Origin of the sequence: Oceaniglobus ichthyenteri, assembly GCF_003057885.1 — a bacterium.
In the GTDB taxonomy this organism is placed as follows: domain Bacteria; phylum Pseudomonadota; class Alphaproteobacteria; order Rhodobacterales; family Rhodobacteraceae; genus Oceaniglobus; species Oceaniglobus ichthyenteri.
Genome location: NZ_QAGK01000004.1, coordinates 185,365 through 204,672, shown reverse-complemented (window position 1 = coordinate 204,672; position 19,308 = coordinate 185,365). Strand labels below are relative to the sequence as shown.

The following is a 19,308-nucleotide window of genomic DNA, read 5'->3' as shown; positions in this document are numbered from 1 at the left end:
CGGAGATTAGCTTTGCGCGGCAGAATGTTGCTGTGGTCACTCAACATCAGGGTAAGTGTTGACGTGGAAGTAGGCTGCCAAATCGCCAACGCTTAACTGATCAGCGACACGCGCTCGCAACTTAGCTTCCAGCTCGTTTTCTGAAACGTCGAGAAATAAACCATTCATTCCGATAAATGTGAGCGCGGCAATCGCGCCAGCACGTTTATTCCCATCCATGAGTGCATGCCGCGTAGCGATACCATCGAACATCAACGCCGCTAAGTGTGCTACGTTTGCCTCTGGTTGGTATTCCGCTGCTGATTTCGCCCTTTCAAGTCCCGCTTCGAAGGCGTCGCGGTCATTCAAGACCATGCGATGCCCCATCGATTCCATAAAAGCTGAGGTTTCATCGAGGATCGCGTCGGCGTTTGGCCAGCTGTACCCGTTGCTTTCAGCTATCACGCAACTTCGCCTTCACGACCAAGCTTGATGAGGGTGCGCCTGTACCTTTGGGTTACTTTCGAAGCAGCTTCGCGCGTTTTGGCGTAATCATCGTCGACCGTGCGCACGACCAAAGTGCCGTGATCTGTAGAGAGCGTGACTTGTTGCCCTGCTCGAAGTTGCAATGCATCCATCGTCACGCTGGACAGCGGTATGAAATGGCCGTTTCCGATCTTCTTGATCTTGTTGGTCGTGGTAACCATGACGCTCTCATTTCGTGTGTGTTGTTTCATTGGGATGTTTATACGTCATGTTTATACACCTCATCGTTCGAAGTCAATTACGCGCAATCAGCTGTCAGCTAACATTCCTGATCGGTATCATACCCAAGGCAGGTCTTTTGGCATCCTTTCAGTCACCTGAACCTCCCGCAACATCCCGCCTGCTAGCAGCCCATCGCGCACCCAATCCAGCGCTGCCCACCAATCCTCATAGCCGCGCCGAGCGGACGCGATCTGTTCCGGATACGGCCGCCATGTCACCGGACAGGCCCGAACGTCGATCGTCCGCCACTTCCCTTTGATTAGAACGCGCTCGGTGCCGACAACTACGCTGACAGCGCGATCACCATGGCGGTTACGTTTGATGTCGACCGGAACGCAACGCGGCACAGCGCCTGGCATCCAGTCCGGGGTCAGCCCAGCGCGCGCGAGCTCTGCCACACGAATGGCCATGCGCTTGCCGCCGAGGTGGTCGGGCATGCCAGCAACCGTGGCAGCTATCACCTCAGCATCCTCGTGGGTGTAGCTGCCGATCTTGTGCTGTCCGCCGTCCACTTTGCAGCCCAGCGCTGCGCGTTGCATCAGCACGTATTCGAGACCAAAGCCGTGGCCTTGCCCGAGATCGGGATCAGGGCGCTCCGGAAGCTCTAGTTGCGCCTGTTCTTTGCCGAAGGCCCATTCCAGTGCCTGCTGCACGCTCATCATACGCATGGGGCGGCCCTGCTTGGAATGCGATTGCTTTCCTGTTCCGGGAGAGCGACCGCTTGTCTGCCCATGGAGCCTGTGATCAAACCTGCTCATAGCACGCCTCGGGCGCGCAGCCGCTCGGTGGTCACAAGCTTGCGGGCAAGCATTGCTTTGCACATGGCATTGCTGATCATGCTGGCGGGCAAATATTCGTCGGAGTTGACCTTGGCCGCATAAAACGCCGCCAGCTCATCCGGGTTGGGCGGTGCCTTTCCTTGGATCTTGCGGCTGCGCTTGGCTTTCTGCGTCCGGCCCGTTGCCGTCGTCTGGGCGTCGCGCTGGGCTGCACGCTCCATGAACCGATCCAGCGCCTTGGGCCCATCTGGCGGCCTCGGATGATCCTGCCGGGTCTCAGCAGCGATCTGGATGATCCGATCCTCGGAAAGCCCGAGGTCCTCGCTCCAGCGGCGAGCGTGCAGCCGCGCAGGCTCACCCTGCCACCAGGCTGGAAGGCTGGCAGCTGCCGCAAAGCCCAGCGCCCCGAGCAGTTCGGCAAAGAACATTTCAAAACCTGGCTCTCGCGCCTGCGCGTCCTCCTCCTCCTTTACAGGTTTCCTTAAAGGTTCTCTTACAAGGTTAGTCTCCGGATTTCGGAGATGGCTTTGGGCAAAATCAGGAGATGGCTTTGCCGAAAATCCGGAGATGGCTCCATGTCCGGAATCAGGAATTGGGTTAGTATGTTGTTCTTCCTCTGTTCCATCCTTTCCATCTACGGTTTCCGGAGTTGGCTCTTGTGGAAAGCCCTCTTCAAACCCCAAGATGTAGCGTGTCGCCTGACGCTTGTGGGTGCGTGGATCATGACTGCGCACGCGGTGGATCAAACGCAACTCTTCCAGTTTGGCCAGGTGCGCGTTCAGCGCCGAGACTGACATTTCGGCATCCTCGGCAAGCCGGGCCTGCGTTGGGAAACAGCCGAAATCCGGGTTGTGCCGGTCGCACAGGAACCACAGCACGATCTTTGTTGCAGGCTTGAGCCCGCGCTGCTGGATGGCCCAGTTGGTTGCCTTGTGGCTCATGGTGCTGCCCTCCCAACAGGGGCAGCGATGCGCGAAGTGAACCCATGATCAGCCAGCGCGCCCAACGCATCATCGAGCGAGCGGATCAAGGCCCATCCGAAGCCCTGAGCCAGAACAGCGTCGCGAAACACCTCCTGCGCGGGGCTGAGCTTGCCCTTGAGCGATTTCAGCTCCAAAAACAGCACGCGCCCGTCACACAGTATCACCAGATCGGCAAAGCCGGGATGGACGCCCATGCCGACCAGGATCGCCTGGCGCTTGGCACCGCGCGGACCGGCTTCGGTCACCTCATTGGCGCAGTGATGGATGATCGCGCCTTTGGGCAGCGCAAAGCGCAGCGCCACGACGACAGCGCGCTGCAGATCTGCCTCGGGTGTTCCGCGCCGCTTCATGAGCGGCCCTCCGGTTCTGGCCGGTGGCGTTGGTCACGACCTGGCGCTTTGGCATCAACGATCACGAGCAGTATGCGCGCGTCCTCGCGCTCCTCAGGCGTCTCGCCGTGCTGCACCAGCACTTTGCACGCCATGCGCAGCATGTGGTCGGAATGGTGCACAACATCGGCCACAACGATGCGAGCTTCGCGCCGACGCTCGTCGATCCAGTCCTGGCGGGCTTTATCGCGTTCAGCGCACTGGCTGCGCTTGCTAAAGGGGAGGGGCACGCTCATCGCCGCCCCCGAGGGTTTTTTCCTGCGCACCGGGAGGAGGCATTGCGATCCTGTTCCTGCGCCAGAAGCCAGGCGCGCACGGTCTCGCGTCGGTAGAGCACCTTGCGCCCGACCTGGGTCGGCGCAGGACCAATGCGGCGGGCGGTCCAGCGGCAAAGCGTTTCTGAGGTCAGGTCCAGTTCAGCGGCGAGTTCCGCGCGGGTCATCCATTCCGACAGCATGGGCCGGGTGCCAACACCGCCCATTGAGCTGTCCAATTCGAGGTCAGACATGTGCATCTCCTTGCAACATCCGAGGACAGCCCCCGGACGCCGCAAAGAAAGCAGACGCGCCCCACCGGAATTTAGGAATAAGCCGGAATAACTACGCCGGGATTTATTCCGGTTATTGAAAGTCAATGACTTACACAGCTTTCCGGGTGCTGCAGTGACCGCTCATATTGCCTGAGTAGGCAGAATCAATCCCCGGTCACCGTTTGATCCGATAGGTCGGCCCGGGCCTTATGTTGCCGGAGGCGTATATCCTTGCTGTTCACCGTCGAGTATTGCGCTCGGCGCGTTCTGCACATTGGTTTGGATTTTGCCGCTCTTTTGTGTGACCGCCAGCGACAGGGCGAACGTCAGCCGTGATTTTCTCGCGCGAGAACAGATGGTTGAGGTCCGATCCGGAAAATACCATTCGGGACTTCACGCACTTCCCAAAGGGTCACTGGCCGCAGGGCCGTGCCGCTGTGCTCGACTGCTTCCGGCTTCGGGCCGGAGCCGCATTCTGCGATCCGGCACGCTGATACTGCAGTGGCCGGAATTGCCGAGCGCACCGGCGCTGCGGAGAAAGAGGAAACTGACATGCCAAAGATTTCGAGGGCATTTTTCTATTTGACCGAGTTGCCAATTCGCTGGGGGCGCAGCCTACCCGAGATTACGGGCTGGGCGCTCGCCGGGCGGCTGAACATCATGGTCCCGATCGCACCCGTGCAATGCGGGATTGAGCGCGCGAGTGGGATTGTCCGCGTGCGGGCTGAGGACGTTGCGCGCCTGTTTCACCCGGACCATCCAATACACTTGTCTTGTGCGGTCATTCGCATCCTGCCGACGGGTGCGTTGGACCCCGTGTATGTGACGGACCCCGTAGGCGGAATCGAGGTCCAGCTGCGTGATCTGATGCTAGACGCTGGAGAAGTCAGCGATTTTGAGCAGGTCAATGACTTACTGGGCATCGGCACGCGATCCACACGGAAAAAGACCGGTGGGAATTCTGGCCAGGGGCGCCCTGCAGCATACGAATGGGAAACCATGCTGGTGGATGTAATGATCGATATTTCCGAAAACGGGTTGCCAGACAAGCAGGACGACTTCTTGAAGCTGATCCTCGATTGGTTCACCGAGAACAGCGCTGATGGCATGGTGCCGGAGGTCAGTACGGTTCGGAAGCGCTACGCCCCGATTTGGTGGCGGCTGCAGGACCGGCTCTGAAAAATCGAACCGAGGGCTGCGATCACGCAGTCCTCGGCGTCTTATCGCTTGAATGCACAAGTTTTGGGCGCGCGCTAAAGATACTTGCCACCGCATTGACGCCTTCTCTCAGTGGGGTGTCCATCAGATGGGCATAGCGCTGCGTGGTGGTCATCTGCGTGTGCCCAAGTAGTCGACCAATCATTTCCAGCGACGCCCCACCGCTCACGAGGAGCGAGGCAAACGTGTGGCGCAGGTCGTGGATGCGGACGCCCTCGATTTGCGCGGCCCTTTGCATCCTGATCCAGAAACGGCGGATTTCCTGCACCGGCTGGCCCGGTGTGTCTCCGGGAAATAGCCATGGGCTACCTTTTGGAACGATCAGGCGCTGTTGCCGGACCAACTTGGCTGCGTCGTTAGAAATCGGGATGCGGTGAATTTTGCGCTGCTTGGTGGTTGCCGCGGGCTTCGACCAACTGCCAAACTCGAGGTTAAAATCCTCAAACCGCGCTGTGCGCACCTCACCGACGCGTGCGCCTGTTAACATGCACATGCGAATGATCGCAGCGCCCCGTTGATCCTCGGCAATATCCAGGGCTGCCGCAAGGCGTTCTATCTCCTCAAAGCACAGAAAGCGCTCTCGGCTGTTTTCTGTGCGCTGATGGAATTTTTGCGCCGGATTATCGCTACGCCATTCCCATTCGATCGAAAGGTTGAACATCTTGCGCAGGGCTTGCCCCAGGCGATTGGCGCGGATCGGTGTGGGCTTCGCACCCTGCAGCTTGCGCGCCCGATTGTTTGGTTTTTTCTTGTGAGGCCGCGCCCGGCCCTTGGCCACCTCATCGAGTAGAAGCGCGACATCGCGCTTGGAAATCTCTGTGACCAGCCGCGTTCCCCAGGCCGGTTCGACCATTTTGCGCATCATCGAGATCTGGTCCGCCTGTGAGCGTGGCGCCAAGCGTGGCAAGTGCTCTTCGATGTAACGATCGACCATGTCGCTCACCGTGGGTGCCGTGCGCTGCTGATCCCGTGCACAGTGGGGGTCTATATCTGCATCAATCTGGCGGCGCAGCTCTTTGGCGCGTTCACGAGCCGCGGCAACTGTCCATTCCGGCCACGGCCCAATCCGGTATCGGCGCTGCCGCCCGTTGATGCGGTAGTCCATAGTGAACGCGCGACTGCCAGAACGATAGATCCTGATCGCGAAGCCTGCGATATCGCTGTCGAATATCTGGTAGTCGCGCCCCGCTTTTGGCGTTGCGCTGCGAACTAGTTTCTCGTTTATTTTCAATTTTGTAGGCATCTGAACTCCCTTGTTGAAGTTGCTATCAGGCGTAGATTCGCGCCTCTATCAAGTTCAACCACGCCCAGCGCGCCGGAATTCAGGAATAAACCGGCGAAAAAATGGATGGGATTATTCCGCAAGGCGCGCCACCGCGATGAAAGAGTGCCCTTTGGCCAGCGAACGTACTCACGACTGGCAGGCCTTGTTTAGCCGTGCACTTTGGAAGGCGCTCTGCGGTTCTTGGGCTTGTTCGGAAGCGATTACTGCGATTATGATCGTCGCAATCCACGTCAACAATACGTCAACCAACTGATCACATGCCGGAGCCTGCTGACGCCGTTTCAACGCACTCAGGCGCAATCAAGATCAAGAGCCAAAGTTGCAAGATATCAAAGGGTTGTTGGTAAATAGTTGAAAAATAAAGATTGTTTAAAAGCAAGGGGTTACGGCTCATAACCTGAAGGTCGTAGGTTCAAATCCTACTCCCGCAACCAAAAACAACAAACATATCAGTCACTTAATTACCTAGTAAAACACTGGGGAATTAAGTGTTTGCGTTTACGTCAACACTACGTCACCAAAACGGCTGTTGGAGTGGCGGACGGCTACCCCCCCGCAGATGCCCATTGAGCGCTTGAGCTACTTGATGGAAACCTAGTTATTCCAAATAAGAACAAAGTGTGAACATATGGGGGTGTGTATGGAAAACGATTCTTCATATGGGCAGGTCATTCGCCTGCCAAGGCGCGCACAGTCCCAGCCACGGGATGTGGGTGTTTTAGCGTCACGCGCGGCGCTGAGCGACGTTATTGCGACCCGGCCCACCGACCCGGCGGCGACGGGATTCGTGTTGTCGTTGCTGACGCAAGCGGATGGGCCGATCCTGTGGGTGCAAGATTACCGATCGCGGCGGGAAAACGGGCACTTATATACCCCCAGCCTGCAAGCTTTTGGCATCGATCAGGCGGTGTTGAAAGTGGCCGTCAGCCATCCGCGCGATGTGTTGTGGGCGATGGAGGAAGGGGCGGCATGCGCGGGATTGTCCGCTGTTGTTGGCGAAATCCATGGCGGGCCTGCGGCGCTGGATTTTACCGCAACCAAACGGCTGGTGATGCGGGCCGATGCCACTGGCGTGCCGCTTTATCTGATTCGCAGTGGCGATTGCGGCGGGTTAAGTGCGGCGCGAATGCGTTGGCGTGTGGCCACCCTGCCCTCGCGGCCGCACCCCCACGACGCCCGGTCGCCCGGACAGCCACAATGGGATGTCGATCTGTTTCGCGCACGGGGCCATCCGCCCGGTCGCTGGGTGGTGCATTATGACCCAAGCGCAGACAGGGCCGCGGATCGTCTCCGTCTGGTTTCCCGAATTTCCGATAGAGCGGTGGATGCGCCGGACCAGCCAATACCGAACCTTACCGGGAAATGATGTGCCGGTGGTTTTGTCGCGCGACGGGGCGCATGGGCCGGTTGTTCACAGCCTGAACAACGCCGCTTTGGCCCGTGGTATCCGCGCCGACAGCCGGGTGGTGGATGTGCAGGCGATTCACCCCGATCTGCATGTCGAAACGGCAGACACAGAGGGCGACCGCGCCTTGATCCTTCGGTTGGTTCATTGGGCGCGGCGATGGTGCCCCTGGACAGTGCAGGACGTGGATCACGGGCTGATCCTGGATGTTACCGGCGCGGCGCATCTGTTCGGGGGCGAGGCCGCCCTGCTGCGCGACATGTATCAACGGTTCGCCTTGCAAGGGCTGACGGCGCGTCTGGCGCTGGCCCCCACGCGCGGTGCGGCACAGGCGTTGGCGCGCTATGGCACGGCACACACCATCTGCACCTCGGGCGATGTTGCGGCGGCTTTGGCCCCCTTGCCCGTGATCGCCCTGCGACTGGATCCGCAAGCGGCGCGCCTGCTTAATCGGTTGGGGCTGAAAACCATCGGCGATCTGGCCCATGTGCCCCGCACCGCCCTGATGCGCCGGTTTGCCAGTACGGCGGCAGATCACAATCCGCTGATCCTGCTGGACAGGGCCTTGGGACAGGCACCCGACCCGTTGAATGCGCCGCCCGACCACCGCCGTTTCATGGCCCGTTCGCGGCTGCCAGAGCCGGTTGTTGATCCGGTGCCACATCTGAAAGGGCTGATCACCGATCTGTGCGACACGCTGGCACAGGCCGAATTGGGCGCGCGGCAGTTGCGGTTTACGATCTATCGCATTGATGGCGAATGCCGCACCATTCGATTTGCCACAGCCCGGGCCAGCCGCGATCCGGCCCATATTCTGCGCCTGTTTGATGGCAAGCTCGACACCCTTGATCCGGGGTTCGGGTTTGATCTGCTGACGCTTGAGGCCACTGTCACCGAACCTGTTTCGTTGATTCAGGACAGCCTGAATGGCAAACGCGACCCAAGCGGTGATGTTGCAGGCCTGTTGGACAGGCTGACCGCGCGGCTGGGCCCGGACAAGGTGACATGGTCGGCCTGGATCGAAACCCACAAACCCGAACGCGTCGAAGGGCGCATTTCGGCCCTTCGGGGCGCCCCCACGGCCCCGCCCACATTGACACGGGAAAGGCCCCTTCGCATTCTTGACCCTGCCGAAGAGGTCAGGGTGATTTATGCCGTCCCCGAAGGGCCGCCATCACAATTTCGCTGGCGCAGGGTGGTGTATCAGACACTTCGTCACGCCGGGCCGGAAAGGATTGCGCCGGAATGGTGGATGGACCGCCCCGGCACGCGGCTGCGCGATTATTACAAGGTCGAGGTACAGGGCGGGCGGCGGTTCTGGTTGTATCGCGAAGGCGTGGTACAGGATGGGCGCGGCGATGAACCGCGTTGGTTTTTACACGGGTTTTTTGCCTGATGCCGTTGCAAGAGGGCCATAAGCGGCGCACCCTGGGCGATAATCCGGGTTTTGTCTGGCACGCCCCTGCTGCCTATGTTGAATTCGGGCTGGCCAGTTGTTTTTCGTTTCTGCGTGCGGCTTCGGATGCTTGCGATCTTGCGGCGACTGCGAATTTACTGGGCTATGACCGGATCGGAATTGCCGATCACAACACGCTGGCCGGTGTCGTGCGGCTTCATACCGAAGCGGCCAAGGCCTGTGTGCATCCGCTGATCGGGGCGCGTCTGGTTTTGCTGTGTGGCACCGAAATTCTGGCCTATCCTCAGGACCGTGCGGCCTATGCCCGGCTGTCAACGCTGCTGTCCAAGGGCAAGATGCAGACGGTTGGCGGCGGCTGGCAGGACAAGGGCGAAACACATCTGACGCTGGAAATGCTGGCCGATCATGCGCAGGGGCTCCACCTGATCGTGATGCCGCCGGAAAACCTTGATCTGTTTGCGGCGGGCCTGGCGCGTCTGGTGCACGCCTTGCCGGGGATGCGCCATATCGGGGCGACGTTTCTGTACCGCGGCGACGATCGCGCGCGGATCAATCGGCTGGATACACTGGCGCTGCGCCACGGTCTGTCGATTCTTGCCACCAATGACGTGTTGTACCACGCGCCCGACCGCCGCCCGCTGCACGATGTGATGGTGGCCATCCGCACCGGCGTGATCGTATCCCGGGCCGGTTTCCTGTTGGCCGCCAATGGAGAGAGATATCTGAAATCACCCGCCGAAATGTGCCGCCTGTTTGCCGATTGGCCCCATGCCATTGCCGCAACACGGGCCCTGGCCGATACGATCACATTCAACCTGAGCGATCTGAAATACGAATACCCCCACGAAATCGTGCCACAGGGCCGCACAGCCATTCAGGAGCTTGAGCGGCTGACATGGGCCGGTGCGGCAAAACGGTATCCCGGCGGTGTGCCCGATCACGTCATCCAAACCATTCACAAGGAATTCGCCCTGATCCAAAGCAAGAAGATCGCCCGCTATTTCCTGACCATCAACGATATCGTGCGTTTTGCGCGCCAGGAGGCACAGCCGCCGATCCTGTGTCAGGGGCGCGGGTCGGCGGCCAATTCCGCGGTGTGCTTCTGCCTTGGCATCACCTCGGTTGATCCAAACGAACACAACCTGTTGTTTGAACGGTTTCTCAGCGAAGCACGCGATGAACCGCCCGATATCGACGTCGATTTTGAACATGAACGGCGCGAAGAGGTCATTCAATACATGTATCGCAAATATGGCCGCCACCGCGCCGGGCTGTGTGCGACGGTAATTCATTATCGCCCCCGCTCGGCCATCCGCGAGGTGGGCAAAGCGATGGGCCTGTCCGAAGATGTGACATCAAAACTGGCCGGCACCATCTGGGGCAGTTTTGAGGGGCAGATGGACGATGACCGCGCCAAAGAGGCCGGTCTGAACCTGTCTGATCCCTATCTGCGGATGGTTCTGAAACTGGCCAAACAGATGATCGGGATGCCGCGCCATTTGTCACAACATGTGGGCGGTTTCATCCTGACCGAACGGCCGCTGACCGAAATTGTACCGATCGGCAACGGCGCCATGCCCGAGCGCAGCTTCATCGAATGGGACAAAGACGATATCGACGCGCTGCAGATCTTCAAGGTTGATATCCTGGCCCTTGGCATGCTGAGCTGTATCGCCAAATGTTTTGATCTGATCGACGCCCATTACGACCGGCGGCTGGATCTGGCCACTGTGCCCGTTGAAGATAACATGCCCGACGATCAGCGCCCCACCTATGACATGCTGTGCCGTGGCGACAGCCTGGGCGTGTTTCAGGTGGAAAGCCGGGCGCAGATGGCGATGCTGCCAAAATTGCGCCCGCGCCGGTTCTACGATCTGGTGATCGAGGTCGCCATCGTGCGCCCCGGCCCGATTCAGGGCGACATGGTGCATCCCTATCTGCGGCGCAGACAGGGGATGGAAACGGTGGAATATCCGCGCCCCGGCCCCGAACATCCGCAAGACGAACTTGAAAAAATCCTTGGTCGCACTTTGGGTGTGCCGATCTTTCAGGAACAGGCGATGAAAATCGCCATGGATGCGGCAAAATTCACCCCCGCCCAATCAAATGAACTGCGCAAGGCGATGGCGACGTTTCGATCCCGTGGCACCATTGAGAAACTGCAATCTGAAATGGTCGATAGCATGATAAACCGGGGCTATGATCCGGTGTTCGCGCAGCGCTGTTTCGATCAGATCAAAGGGTTTGGCGAATACGGCTTTCCCGAAAGCCACGCCGCCAGTTTTGCCAAACTTGTCTATGTTTCAAGCTGGATGAAATGCCATTATCCGGCGGTATTTGCCTGTGCCTTGCTCAATTCTCAGCCGATGGGGTTTTATGCCCCCGCGCAAATCGTACGCGATGCGCGCGATCACCATGTGGAGGTGCGAACCGTCGATGTGAATTACTCGGACTGGAACTGTACGTTGGAGCCCTGTGGGGGCGGATTTGCCCTGCGGTTGGGAATGCGGATGGTCGATGGGCTGCAGGAAACAGCGGCTTACCGGATCATGGCGCGCCGTGAAATGCCCTATGGCGATGTTGGCGATCTGAAATCCCGCGCCACGCTGGATGTGAAATCAATCCGGCAACTGGCCGCAGCAGATTGCATGCGCAGTATGGGCATCGACCGGCGACAGGCCCTGTGGCAGGCGCAAGCCCTGAAAGACGCGCCCGCCCTGCCCATTTTCGACCATGCCAACGCCTCGGGCGACGGGGCCGATCCCGAAACCATACTGCCTGACATGCCCAGGGCGGAACATGTGGTGGCCGATTATCAAACCCTGCGCCTGTCGCTAAAGGCGCACCCGATGTCATTTTTCCGCGCCAGCCTGCGCGCCCAACGTTTTGCGGCGGCGGCTGATTTGCGCGCGCTGCGCCACGGGGCGCGCGTTTCGGTTGCCGGGCTTGTTCTGGTGCGTCAGAAACCCGGCAGCGCCAAGGGCGTGTGTTTTATCACCCTTGAGGATGAAACAGGTGTGGCCAATCTGGTGATCTGGCCCAAGATGTTCAAAACGTACCGCCCCACGATCATGTCTGCCCGCCTGATGGTGGTGCATGGGCGCGTTCAGACAGACGGGCGCGTGATTCATGTGGTGGCCGATGATCTGCAGGATCGCAGTGACAGGTTAGCGGGGCTGTCAGACGCATCTTTGCCCGCCACCGCGGTGCGCGGCGATCATCCGACCCATCCGATCCCCGGTCAGGTCAGCGCGCGGGGGCACCCGCGCACCGTGCGCGTCATACCCAAATCTCGGGATTTTCATTAAACCTTTGGCCGGGGCATCCGTTACCGCCGCCCACCTTTGCCGTTTCACAAATGCGGGGGTCATGGGGCCAAGCCGGGTTGCAATTGTCGCAGGCTTTGTGAAATTGATATGGGCACAGATCCACCCGATCCGTTTTATTGAAACGCACGATTGCGGCGCCGTGTTTTGCGACTAGGATTGCGGTTGCTGTCTGGCCGCGCTTTATTGGCCCGCACACCACTGAATGAAAGAGGCTTCATGTCTGCAGCTCAAAAAATCGCCGTCATCGGCCTTGGCTCCATGGGCTATGGCATGGCGCAATCCGTGCTTCGCGCCGGGCATCAGACCTTTGGGTTTGATATCAACCCTGACGCCAGCGCGCGGTTTCAGGCCGAAGGCGGCTTGGCGGGCGTGCTTGGCGATGTTGCGGGCGATCTGGACGCGGCTGCGATTGTGGTGCTGAACGCGGCGCAAACGGAAACGGTGCTGTTTGGACCGGATGGCATAGTTCAGGCCATGCGCCCGGGTTCTGTGGTGGTGGCCTGTGCAACCGTACCCCCCGAATTTGCCAAAACGATGGAGGCCCGCTGCGCAGAACACGGCGTGCACTATCTTGATGCGCCAATTTCGGGGGGGGCTGCAAAGGCCGCAACCGGTGAATTGTCGATCATGGCGTCGGGCACGCCTGACGCCTTCGCCGCCGCGCGAGGTATGTTAGATGCAACCGCGCAAACCGTGTTTGAACTGGGCGATGGGGCCGGGGCCGGTTCGGCGATGAAAGCCGTGAACCAACTGTTGGCCGGCGTTCACATTGCAACGATGGCCGAGGCGCTGACATTTGGCATGACCCAGGGCGTCAGCCCGGACAAGTTTGTCGAGGTCATATCGAAATGCGCCGGCACCAGCTGGATGTTGGAAAACCGCGCGCCCCATATCGTAGAGGGCGATTATACCCCGCGCAGTTCGGTGAACATCTGGCCCAAGGATCTGGGCATCGTTCTGGATATTGCAAAATCCGCCGATTTCGACGCGCCGATCACCGCCGCCGCCCTGCGCCAGTTTCTGAGCGCCGCCGAACAGGGCCTGGGCGGTGAGGATGATGCCGCCGTGGCCAAGGTCTATGCGCGCTCTGTCGGCCTGAAACTGCCGGGCGAGGGGTAAGCCATGACAATTCTGGGATGTATTGCCGACGATTTCACCGGCGCGACCGACCTTGCCGGATTACTGGCCCGTTCGGGTGTGCGGGTTTCTTTGCGGATTGGCGTTCCCAAGGGGCCGCCATCTGACACCGCCCCGTTTGAAATCATCGCGCTGAAATCGCGCACGGCACCAAAATCCGAGGCCGTGGCCGAAACCACCGCCGCCCTTGATTGGTTGCGCCGCGCCGGGGCACAACGGTTTTTCTGGAAATATTGTTCAACCTTTGATTCCACCGCCGAGGGCAATATCGGCCCCGTCGCCGAGGCGTTGATGGCTGAACTGGGCACCGATCAAACCATGTATTGCCCGGCCTTCCCCGAAAACGGGCGATCAATCTTTATGGGCAATCTGTTTGTCGGCCGCCTGCCTTTGGCCGAAAGCCCGATGAAAGACCACCCGTTGACGCCGATGCGCGACAGCAATCTGATGCGCCTTCTTGAACCACAGGTCACCCGCCCCGTCGGGTTGGTTGACCGGTTGTGCGTTGCCCGGGGCCCAGACGCAGTCAAGGCCGAGCTTTCCGCGCTGAACGCCAAAGGGGTGGCGCATGTGGTGATTGATGCGGTCGCCAATGACGACCTTGCGATCATCGCCAAGGCCTGCCGCGATATGCCGCTGATGACCGGCGGCAGTGCGGTGGCGATGCCCCTGCCCATGCTTTATGTCGCCGATGGCACCCTGTCTGCGGATGCGCCAAAAGCGCGCGCGCCCGAATTGGCAAACGGCACTGTCGTGCTCTCGGGCAGCAGTTCGGCGATGACCAACGCACAGGTGGCCGATTATATCGCCCGGGGCGCCCCTGCCTTCCGGCTTGATCCGCTGACCCTGGCCACGGATGGCGCACAGCCCGCGATTGATTGGCTGACCGCGCAGGATCTGTCGCGCGCGCCGCTTCTTTATGCCACCGACGATCCTGCTAATGTTCGCACCGTTCAAGAAAAGTTGGGCACCGCCGCCGCTGGCGCACTGGTGGAACGGGTTCTGTCGGATTGCGCCGTGGCCGCGCGCGACGCTGGCGCGCGACGGTTTATCGTGGCGGGTGGTGAAACCTCGGGCGCGGTGACACAGGCCCTTGGCGTGACCCAACTGGACATTGGTGCCGAAATTGCGCCCGGCGTTCCGTGGACCTATTGCCAGTCGGACGGGCATCAGATTGCGCTGACGCTGAAATCCGGAAACTTCGGCGCTGAAACCTTCTTTTCCGACGCACAGGAGGCGTTATGAGCAGCGAATCCAATCTGCGCGAACTGATCTGCGTTTTGGCGAAATCCATGTTCGACAGAGGTTTGACCGGCGGTTCAACCGGCAACATTTCGGCCCGCACCGACGATGGCGGCCTGTTGGTCAGCCCCACAGGCACCAGTTTCGGGCGGCTTGATCCCGGACGCCTTAGCCGGTTTGACACCCAGGGCACCCTGATCGACGGCGATCCCCCCACAAAGGAAATGCCGCTGCACAGTGCGTTTTACGACACCCGCAGCACTGCGGGCGCGGTTGTGCATCTCCATTCCTGCCATTCCGTGGCCCTGTCGATGATGCCCGACGTCAACGAGGACGATTTTCTGCCGCCACTCACGCCCTATGGCCTGATGAAACTGGGCCGGGTCAAACTGTTGCCGTTTTTTGTGCCCGGCGATGCCGCCATGGGCGACGCGGTCCGGGGATTGGCGGGCAAACGCAGTGCGGTCATGTTGGCCAATCACGGTCCGGTCGTGGCCGCCAAGGATGTCGAGGCCGCGTGCAACGCCATCGAAGAGCTGGAAGACACCGCGCGTCTTGCAATTCTGACGCGCGGCCTGTCGCCACGGGCCTTGTCGCCTGCGCAGATACAGGCCGTGGTTCAGAAATTTGATGTGGAGTGGGACGGATGAAATTTTCGGCAAATCTGGGCTTTCTTTGGGCGGATCTGCCTTTGCCCCAAGCCATTCATGCGGCGAAAGCGGCGGGGTTTGATGCGGTTGAATGCCACTGGCCGTTTGACGTGCCGCCCGCCGATGTTCGCGCGGCGTTGCAGGAAACCGGGCTGACCATGCTGGGCCTGAATACCCGGCGCGGCGATCTTGACCGCGGCGAAAACGGGCTGGCCGCCCTGCCCGGTCGCGAGGCCGACGCCAGGGCGGCGATTGACGAAGCCCTGGAATATGCGGTGGCGACAGACACACAGGCCGTGCACGTCATGGCCGGGTTTTCGGGCGGGCCGCGCGCCCACCGCACATTTTGCGACAATCTGACCTATGCTTGTGAAAAGGCCGCAGCAAACGGCATTACCATTCTGATCGAACCATTGAACCACTACGATGCGCCGGGTTATTTTTTGACCACTGCGGCACAAGCGGCGGCAATCATTCACGAATTGGGTCATTCCAATCTGAAACTGATGTTTGATTGTTATCATTTGCAGATCATGGGTGGCGATCTGACGCGCCAGTTTGAAAAGCATCTTGCCATCATCGGGCATATCCAATTCGCTTCGGTCCCCGACCGTGGCACGCCCGATCACGGCGAACTGGATTACGCTCACGTTTTTACAGCAATCGACACGCTGGGCTGGGGGCTTGCGTTAGGGGCCGAATACAAACCCAAGGGTGCAACGGATACGACACTGGGCTGGATGAAAACCCTGAAACACAGCTAAAATGTGATACACCCCCGTTACACAGCCCGCCCGCGCATCGGCACAGGCCCGGACAACGCGCCACGGCTGCGTTGCCCATGCCCGGTTCAACAATAGTTTCACCCGGCGTGCATTGAGCTGTTGATTTTGCCGCCCCAACCCCGCTACTCCTCCGTCGCAAACGCGGGAGAATACAACAGTGACTGAGGAACAAGGCGACCCACGCCACCTGGAGACCCTTGATCGGGATCTGGCGCGCTTTTCCAACCTTGAAATGGCGACAAGCTATGCCGCGCGCCCGATGGTGGGTATTGGCATTTCTCTGGTTTTCGTTCTGTTGGCGGGCATCGCCGCGATGCTGTTTTTTGGACAGCAAAGCAACGCAGTGATTGTCGTGGTTGCGGCCTGTCTTGGGGCCTATATGGCGCTGAACATCGGGGCGAACGATGTTGCCAACAATATGGGGCCTGCGGTGGGGGCCAATGCCCTGTCCATGGGCGGCGCCATTGCCATTGCGGTGATTTTCGAAAGTGCCGGCGCGTTGATTGCCGGGGGCGATGTGGTGTCGACCATCGCCAAAGGCATCATTGCCCCCGAAAGCATGGGCACCGCTGCGGTTTTCATCTGGGCAATGATGGCGGCGCTTTTGTCTGCCGCGCTGTGGGTCAACCTTGCCACCTGGATCGGGGCGCCGGTTTCGACCACACATTCGGTTGTCGGCGGCGTCATGGGGGCAGGCATTGCCGCAGCGGGGTTTGGCGCGGTCAATTGGTCAACGATGGGCGCAATCGCCGCAAGCTGGGTCATATCGCCCGTTCTGGGCGGAATCGTTGCCGCGCTGTTCCTGTGGCTGATCAAATCGCGGATCATTTACCGCGATGACAAGATTGCCGCCGCGCGCATCTGGGTGCCGATCCTTGTGGGCATCATGGCGGGCACTTTCGCCACCTATCTCGCCCTGAAAGGGCTGGGCAAGATCGCCAAGATCGATCTGACAACCGCCGTTCTTGTCGGCGCGATCATCGGCGCGCTGGTGTGGGTTGCGATGATCCCGTTGGTTCGCAAGCAATCTGAGGGGCTTGAGAACCGTAACAAATCGCTCAAGGTGCTGTTTGGCATTCCGTTGGTGGTGTCTGCCGCCCTTCTCAGCTTTGCCCATGGGGCCAACGATGTGGCAAACGCGGTGGGGCCGCTGGCCGCCATCGTGCAAGCATCGCAAACCGGCGACTTTACCCATGCGGTGTCATTGCCGTTCTGGGTGATGGTGATCGGCGCCTTCGGGATTTCCTTTGGCCTGTTTCTGTTTGGCCCGAAATTGATCCGCATGGTCGGGGGTCAGATTACGAAACTGAACCCGATGCGCGCCTATTGCGTCGCGCTTTCGGCGGCGATCACGGTTATTGTGGCCAGTTGGCTTGGCCTGCCGGTCAGCTCCACCCACATTGCAGTGGGCGGCGTGTTTGGGGTTGGGTTTTTCCGTGAATGGGATGCCGAACGACGGATTCGCAAGGCGCGTCTGGCCATGCCCGATCGTACAATTTATGCCCCCGAAGAACGGCACAGGCGCAAATTGGTCCGCCGGTCACATTTCATGACCATCATCGCCGCATGGATCATCACTGTTCCTGCCGCGGCATTCCTGTCGGCGATCATTTTCTATCTGCTCAACGTGGCCATGGGTTAACAGCGGGTCAGCCTTCGGGCCCACCGCGACCGCCCCATTTTCGCCAGGCGAGCCATCCCAACACAGCCCCCCCAAGAGCAAACACAAGATGACGCGGGCGCAGCCCCTGCCCGGCTGATGTCACCTCACCGGGGTGATAGCGCGGGTCCAACAGGCGGGTCTTGGCAAGAAACCCGCCAACCATGGTTTCCGCATCGCGGGATACAACGCGCAAACCCCGGCCTTTTGGCGCATTCAGCCGTTGAATTGTGGGAATAAGGCGCCCCTTCTCCGTCGAGGCATCGCCAAACTCTTGTGGCGAAACGCCAAGGTGTTCTGACAAAAGCCGGGTTCGAAAATCAGTGATCAGCGCGCCGGGGCCTTCAATTGCCACGTCACATTCCGTATCAAACCCCATCGAGCGGTCATTGATATTGCTTGACCCAAGCCGCAGCAAACAATCATCAATGATCATGATCTTGGCATGCACATAGATCGGCTGATCGGCCTTTGTGACCGGGTAATAAATGCGAAATCTGTCTTGGTGGTCGGCGTCTCTCAGGTGTTCAATCATCCGCTCGCGCAGCACATGCATTGCGTCATCTTCTAATTGCGACTGCGCGGTTTTCGGGTTGATCACAACGATTTCGGGGCCATCATGTTCCTGCAGGCGCTGCTTGAGCGCCGCACAGATGGTTTCGGCGGCAAAATATTGAGATTCGATATAGATCGTGTGTTTGGCCGCTCGGATTCCGTCAAGATAAAGCTGTTCAATCTCGTTTATCAACGGATCGCCATCAAATGGCGGCTCGGTGCGCGCGATCGCAACATCGGTATCGGTGGCATCCACGCTCAGACCGTCGGGCCAGGCGGGGCTTGTCATCTTTTGCGGCCGTTCCAGCGTTTCACCCGTGGCGCGATGCCAACGTTTGCGCGACAATTCCGCCAGTGCCGATGCCACCGGTCCGAACAAGGCCGAGGTCGCATCATGCCAGGGGTCAGACGGGCTTCCGTCTTTTCGCACCCGTCGCGGATCATCTGGCAAATGTTCGGACGTGTCCCATCGATCTTCGGTCGCATCAATGCCGCCACAAAAGGCAAGCGCATCATCGGCCACCACAATCTTTTGATGATGGCAGGCCCCGAATGGATGATGCCCATCAAGCGCAAAGTGAACCCGGTCATTGCTGAAAAATCCCAAGGCAAGCGAAGGGATAAGCCGCCCCGGCGCCGCCAGCACCGCGCCGTTCCATTTTAATAGATAGACATGTAGTTCCGGCGACCGCTCGACAATCGCTTCGACAAATGCGCCAAGCTGATTTGGAAACCCGTCCGGTGCCAACCCGTCGGCATCGCTTTCGCCCGGCAACATTTCCAGTTCGAAATCAAAGTCCCAGCCGATCAGCAGCAGTTCGCGTTTGGCGGCAACGAACACCTTGCGCAGAACACGAAAGTAATCTGCCGCATCAACAATCAACGCCAACTTGTCAGCCCGCGCCACGCGCCAGCAATTTTCACCCGGCTGAAAGATTGAATCGGGCGAAACCGCTTCCGAAACTCGATCCGGCTTCGCGTCAGCGTCTTTCAACATTACGTCAATCCCCCAAGAGTTTCTGTTCAAGGCGCGCGCAGTCGTTCGGCTTTACAATAGCTTATCAAGGCAACCCGCGCCAACGCTGCCCCGCCACGTTCCAAGAACGCGCACCCGCGCCGATTGTTCATTTTCAAATTTGCTGCGCAATCGACCAGGCCAATGGGATGAAATCCGGGCAGGCATATTTTGAGTAAGCCC

Annotated in this window: 18 protein-coding genes; 9 read left to right on the top strand and 9 right to left on the bottom strand. The window is 59.6% G+C overall.

Annotated features, from left to right (window positions below; all coding sequences use genetic code 11):
* Nucleotides 1-36: 36 nt before the first annotated feature.
* The 7 genes from C8265_RS08265 to C8265_RS08235 form a co-directional block, all read right to left on the bottom strand.
* On the bottom strand, nucleotides 37-444 hold the full coding sequence (locus C8265_RS08265) for a Fic family protein (protein WP_126623156.1): 408 nt from the start codon (nucleotides 442-444) through the stop codon (nucleotides 37-39).
* Complete coding sequence (locus C8265_RS08260; protein WP_108483524.1) at nucleotides 441-686, bottom strand: AbrB/MazE/SpoVT family DNA-binding domain-containing protein; 246 nt, start codon at nucleotides 684-686, stop codon at nucleotides 441-443. The genes C8265_RS08265 and C8265_RS08260 overlap by 4 nt, the downstream gene beginning before the upstream one ends.
* A 117-nt stretch (nucleotides 687-803) precedes the next feature.
* Nucleotides 804-1,415: a hypothetical protein gene (locus C8265_RS08255; RefSeq protein ID WP_108483523.1), complete on the bottom strand. Its 612-nt coding sequence runs from the start codon at nucleotides 1,413-1,415 to the stop codon at nucleotides 804-806.
* Between the two features lie 86 nt (nucleotides 1,416-1,501).
* Nucleotides 1,502-2,467 carry a helix-turn-helix domain-containing protein gene (locus tag C8265_RS08250; protein WP_108483522.1) on the bottom strand — a complete coding sequence of 322 codons (966 nt, stop codon included), beginning with the start codon at nucleotides 2,465-2,467 and terminating at the stop codon, nucleotides 1,502-1,504.
* On the bottom strand, nucleotides 2,464-2,859 hold the full coding sequence (locus C8265_RS08245) for a VRR-NUC domain-containing protein (RefSeq protein ID WP_108483521.1): 396 nt from the start codon (nucleotides 2,857-2,859) through the stop codon (nucleotides 2,464-2,466). Before C8265_RS08245 ends, C8265_RS08250 begins: the two co-directional genes overlap by 4 nt.
* Nucleotides 2,856-3,134, bottom strand: a complete 279-nt coding sequence (locus tag C8265_RS08240) for a hypothetical protein (RefSeq protein WP_108483520.1) — start codon at nucleotides 3,132-3,134, stop codon at nucleotides 2,856-2,858. The genes C8265_RS08245 and C8265_RS08240 overlap by 4 nt, the downstream gene beginning before the upstream one ends.
* Nucleotides 3,131-3,406: a helix-turn-helix transcriptional regulator gene (locus C8265_RS08235; RefSeq protein WP_240611018.1), complete on the bottom strand. Its 276-nt coding sequence runs from the start codon at nucleotides 3,404-3,406 to the stop codon at nucleotides 3,131-3,133. The genes C8265_RS08240 and C8265_RS08235 overlap by 4 nt, the downstream gene beginning before the upstream one ends.
* Before the next feature lie 522 nt (nucleotides 3,407-3,928).
* On the opposite strand from C8265_RS08235, the gene C8265_RS08230 reads away from it, so the two are divergent.
* A complete protein-coding gene (locus C8265_RS08230) occupies nucleotides 3,929-4,606 on the top strand; it encodes a hypothetical protein (protein WP_108483519.1) in 678 nt (225 codons plus the stop codon).
* A gap of 22 nt (nucleotides 4,607-4,628) precedes the next feature.
* Here C8265_RS08230 and C8265_RS08225 read toward each other — a convergent pair whose 3' ends face one another.
* Nucleotides 4,629-5,888, bottom strand: a complete 1,260-nt coding sequence (locus C8265_RS08225; RefSeq protein WP_108483518.1) for a tyrosine-type recombinase/integrase — start codon at nucleotides 5,886-5,888, stop codon at nucleotides 4,629-4,631.
* A 682-nt stretch (nucleotides 5,889-6,570) separates the two neighbouring features.
* Between C8265_RS08225 and C8265_RS08220 the strand changes: the two genes are divergently transcribed.
* From C8265_RS08220 to C8265_RS08185, 8 genes are all read left to right on the top strand, one after another.
* Nucleotides 6,571-7,296 (top strand): ImuA family protein, encoded by a 726-nt coding sequence (locus tag C8265_RS08220; protein ID WP_240611017.1) that lies wholly within the window; start codon nucleotides 6,571-6,573, stop codon nucleotides 7,294-7,296.
* Entirely contained in the window at nucleotides 7,256-8,731 is a 1,476-nt protein-coding gene (locus C8265_RS08215) for a Y-family DNA polymerase (RefSeq protein WP_240611016.1), read from the top strand. The genes C8265_RS08220 and C8265_RS08215 overlap by 41 nt, the downstream gene beginning before the upstream one ends.
* A complete protein-coding gene (locus tag C8265_RS08210) occupies nucleotides 8,731-12,060 on the top strand; it encodes an error-prone DNA polymerase (protein ID WP_108483515.1) in 3,330 nt (1,109 codons plus the stop codon). Before C8265_RS08215 ends, C8265_RS08210 begins: the two co-directional genes overlap by 1 nt.
* Before the next feature lie 237 nt (nucleotides 12,061-12,297).
* Nucleotides 12,298-13,200 (top strand): L-threonate dehydrogenase, encoded by a 903-nt coding sequence (gene ltnD, locus C8265_RS08205; RefSeq protein WP_108483514.1) that lies wholly within the window; start codon nucleotides 12,298-12,300, stop codon nucleotides 13,198-13,200.
* Nucleotides 13,201-13,203: 3 nt separating this feature from the next.
* Entirely contained in the window at nucleotides 13,204-14,463 is a 1,260-nt protein-coding gene (gene otnK / locus C8265_RS08200; RefSeq protein ID WP_108483513.1) for a 3-oxo-tetronate kinase, read from the top strand.
* The gene (gene otnC / locus C8265_RS08195; protein WP_108483512.1) at nucleotides 14,460-15,110 is read left to right on the top strand and encodes a 3-oxo-tetronate 4-phosphate decarboxylase; all 651 of its coding nucleotides are present in this window, start codon (nucleotides 14,460-14,462) and stop codon (nucleotides 15,108-15,110) included. Before otnK ends, otnC begins: the two co-directional genes overlap by 4 nt.
* Complete coding sequence (locus C8265_RS08190) at nucleotides 15,107-15,874, top strand: hydroxypyruvate isomerase family protein (protein WP_108483511.1); 768 nt, start codon at nucleotides 15,107-15,109, stop codon at nucleotides 15,872-15,874. The genes otnC and C8265_RS08190 overlap by 4 nt, the downstream gene beginning before the upstream one ends.
* A gap of 178 nt (nucleotides 15,875-16,052) precedes the next feature.
* The gene (locus C8265_RS08185; protein WP_108483510.1) at nucleotides 16,053-17,537 is read left to right on the top strand and encodes an inorganic phosphate transporter; all 1,485 of its coding nucleotides are present in this window, start codon (nucleotides 16,053-16,055) and stop codon (nucleotides 17,535-17,537) included.
* 7 nt (nucleotides 17,538-17,544) lie between these two features.
* Here the strand turns inward: C8265_RS08185 and C8265_RS08180 are convergent, their stop codons facing one another.
* Entirely contained in the window at nucleotides 17,545-19,107 is a 1,563-nt protein-coding gene (locus tag C8265_RS08180; RefSeq protein WP_108483509.1) for a phospholipase D-like domain-containing protein, read from the bottom strand.
* Nucleotides 19,108-19,308 lie beyond the last annotated feature (201 nt).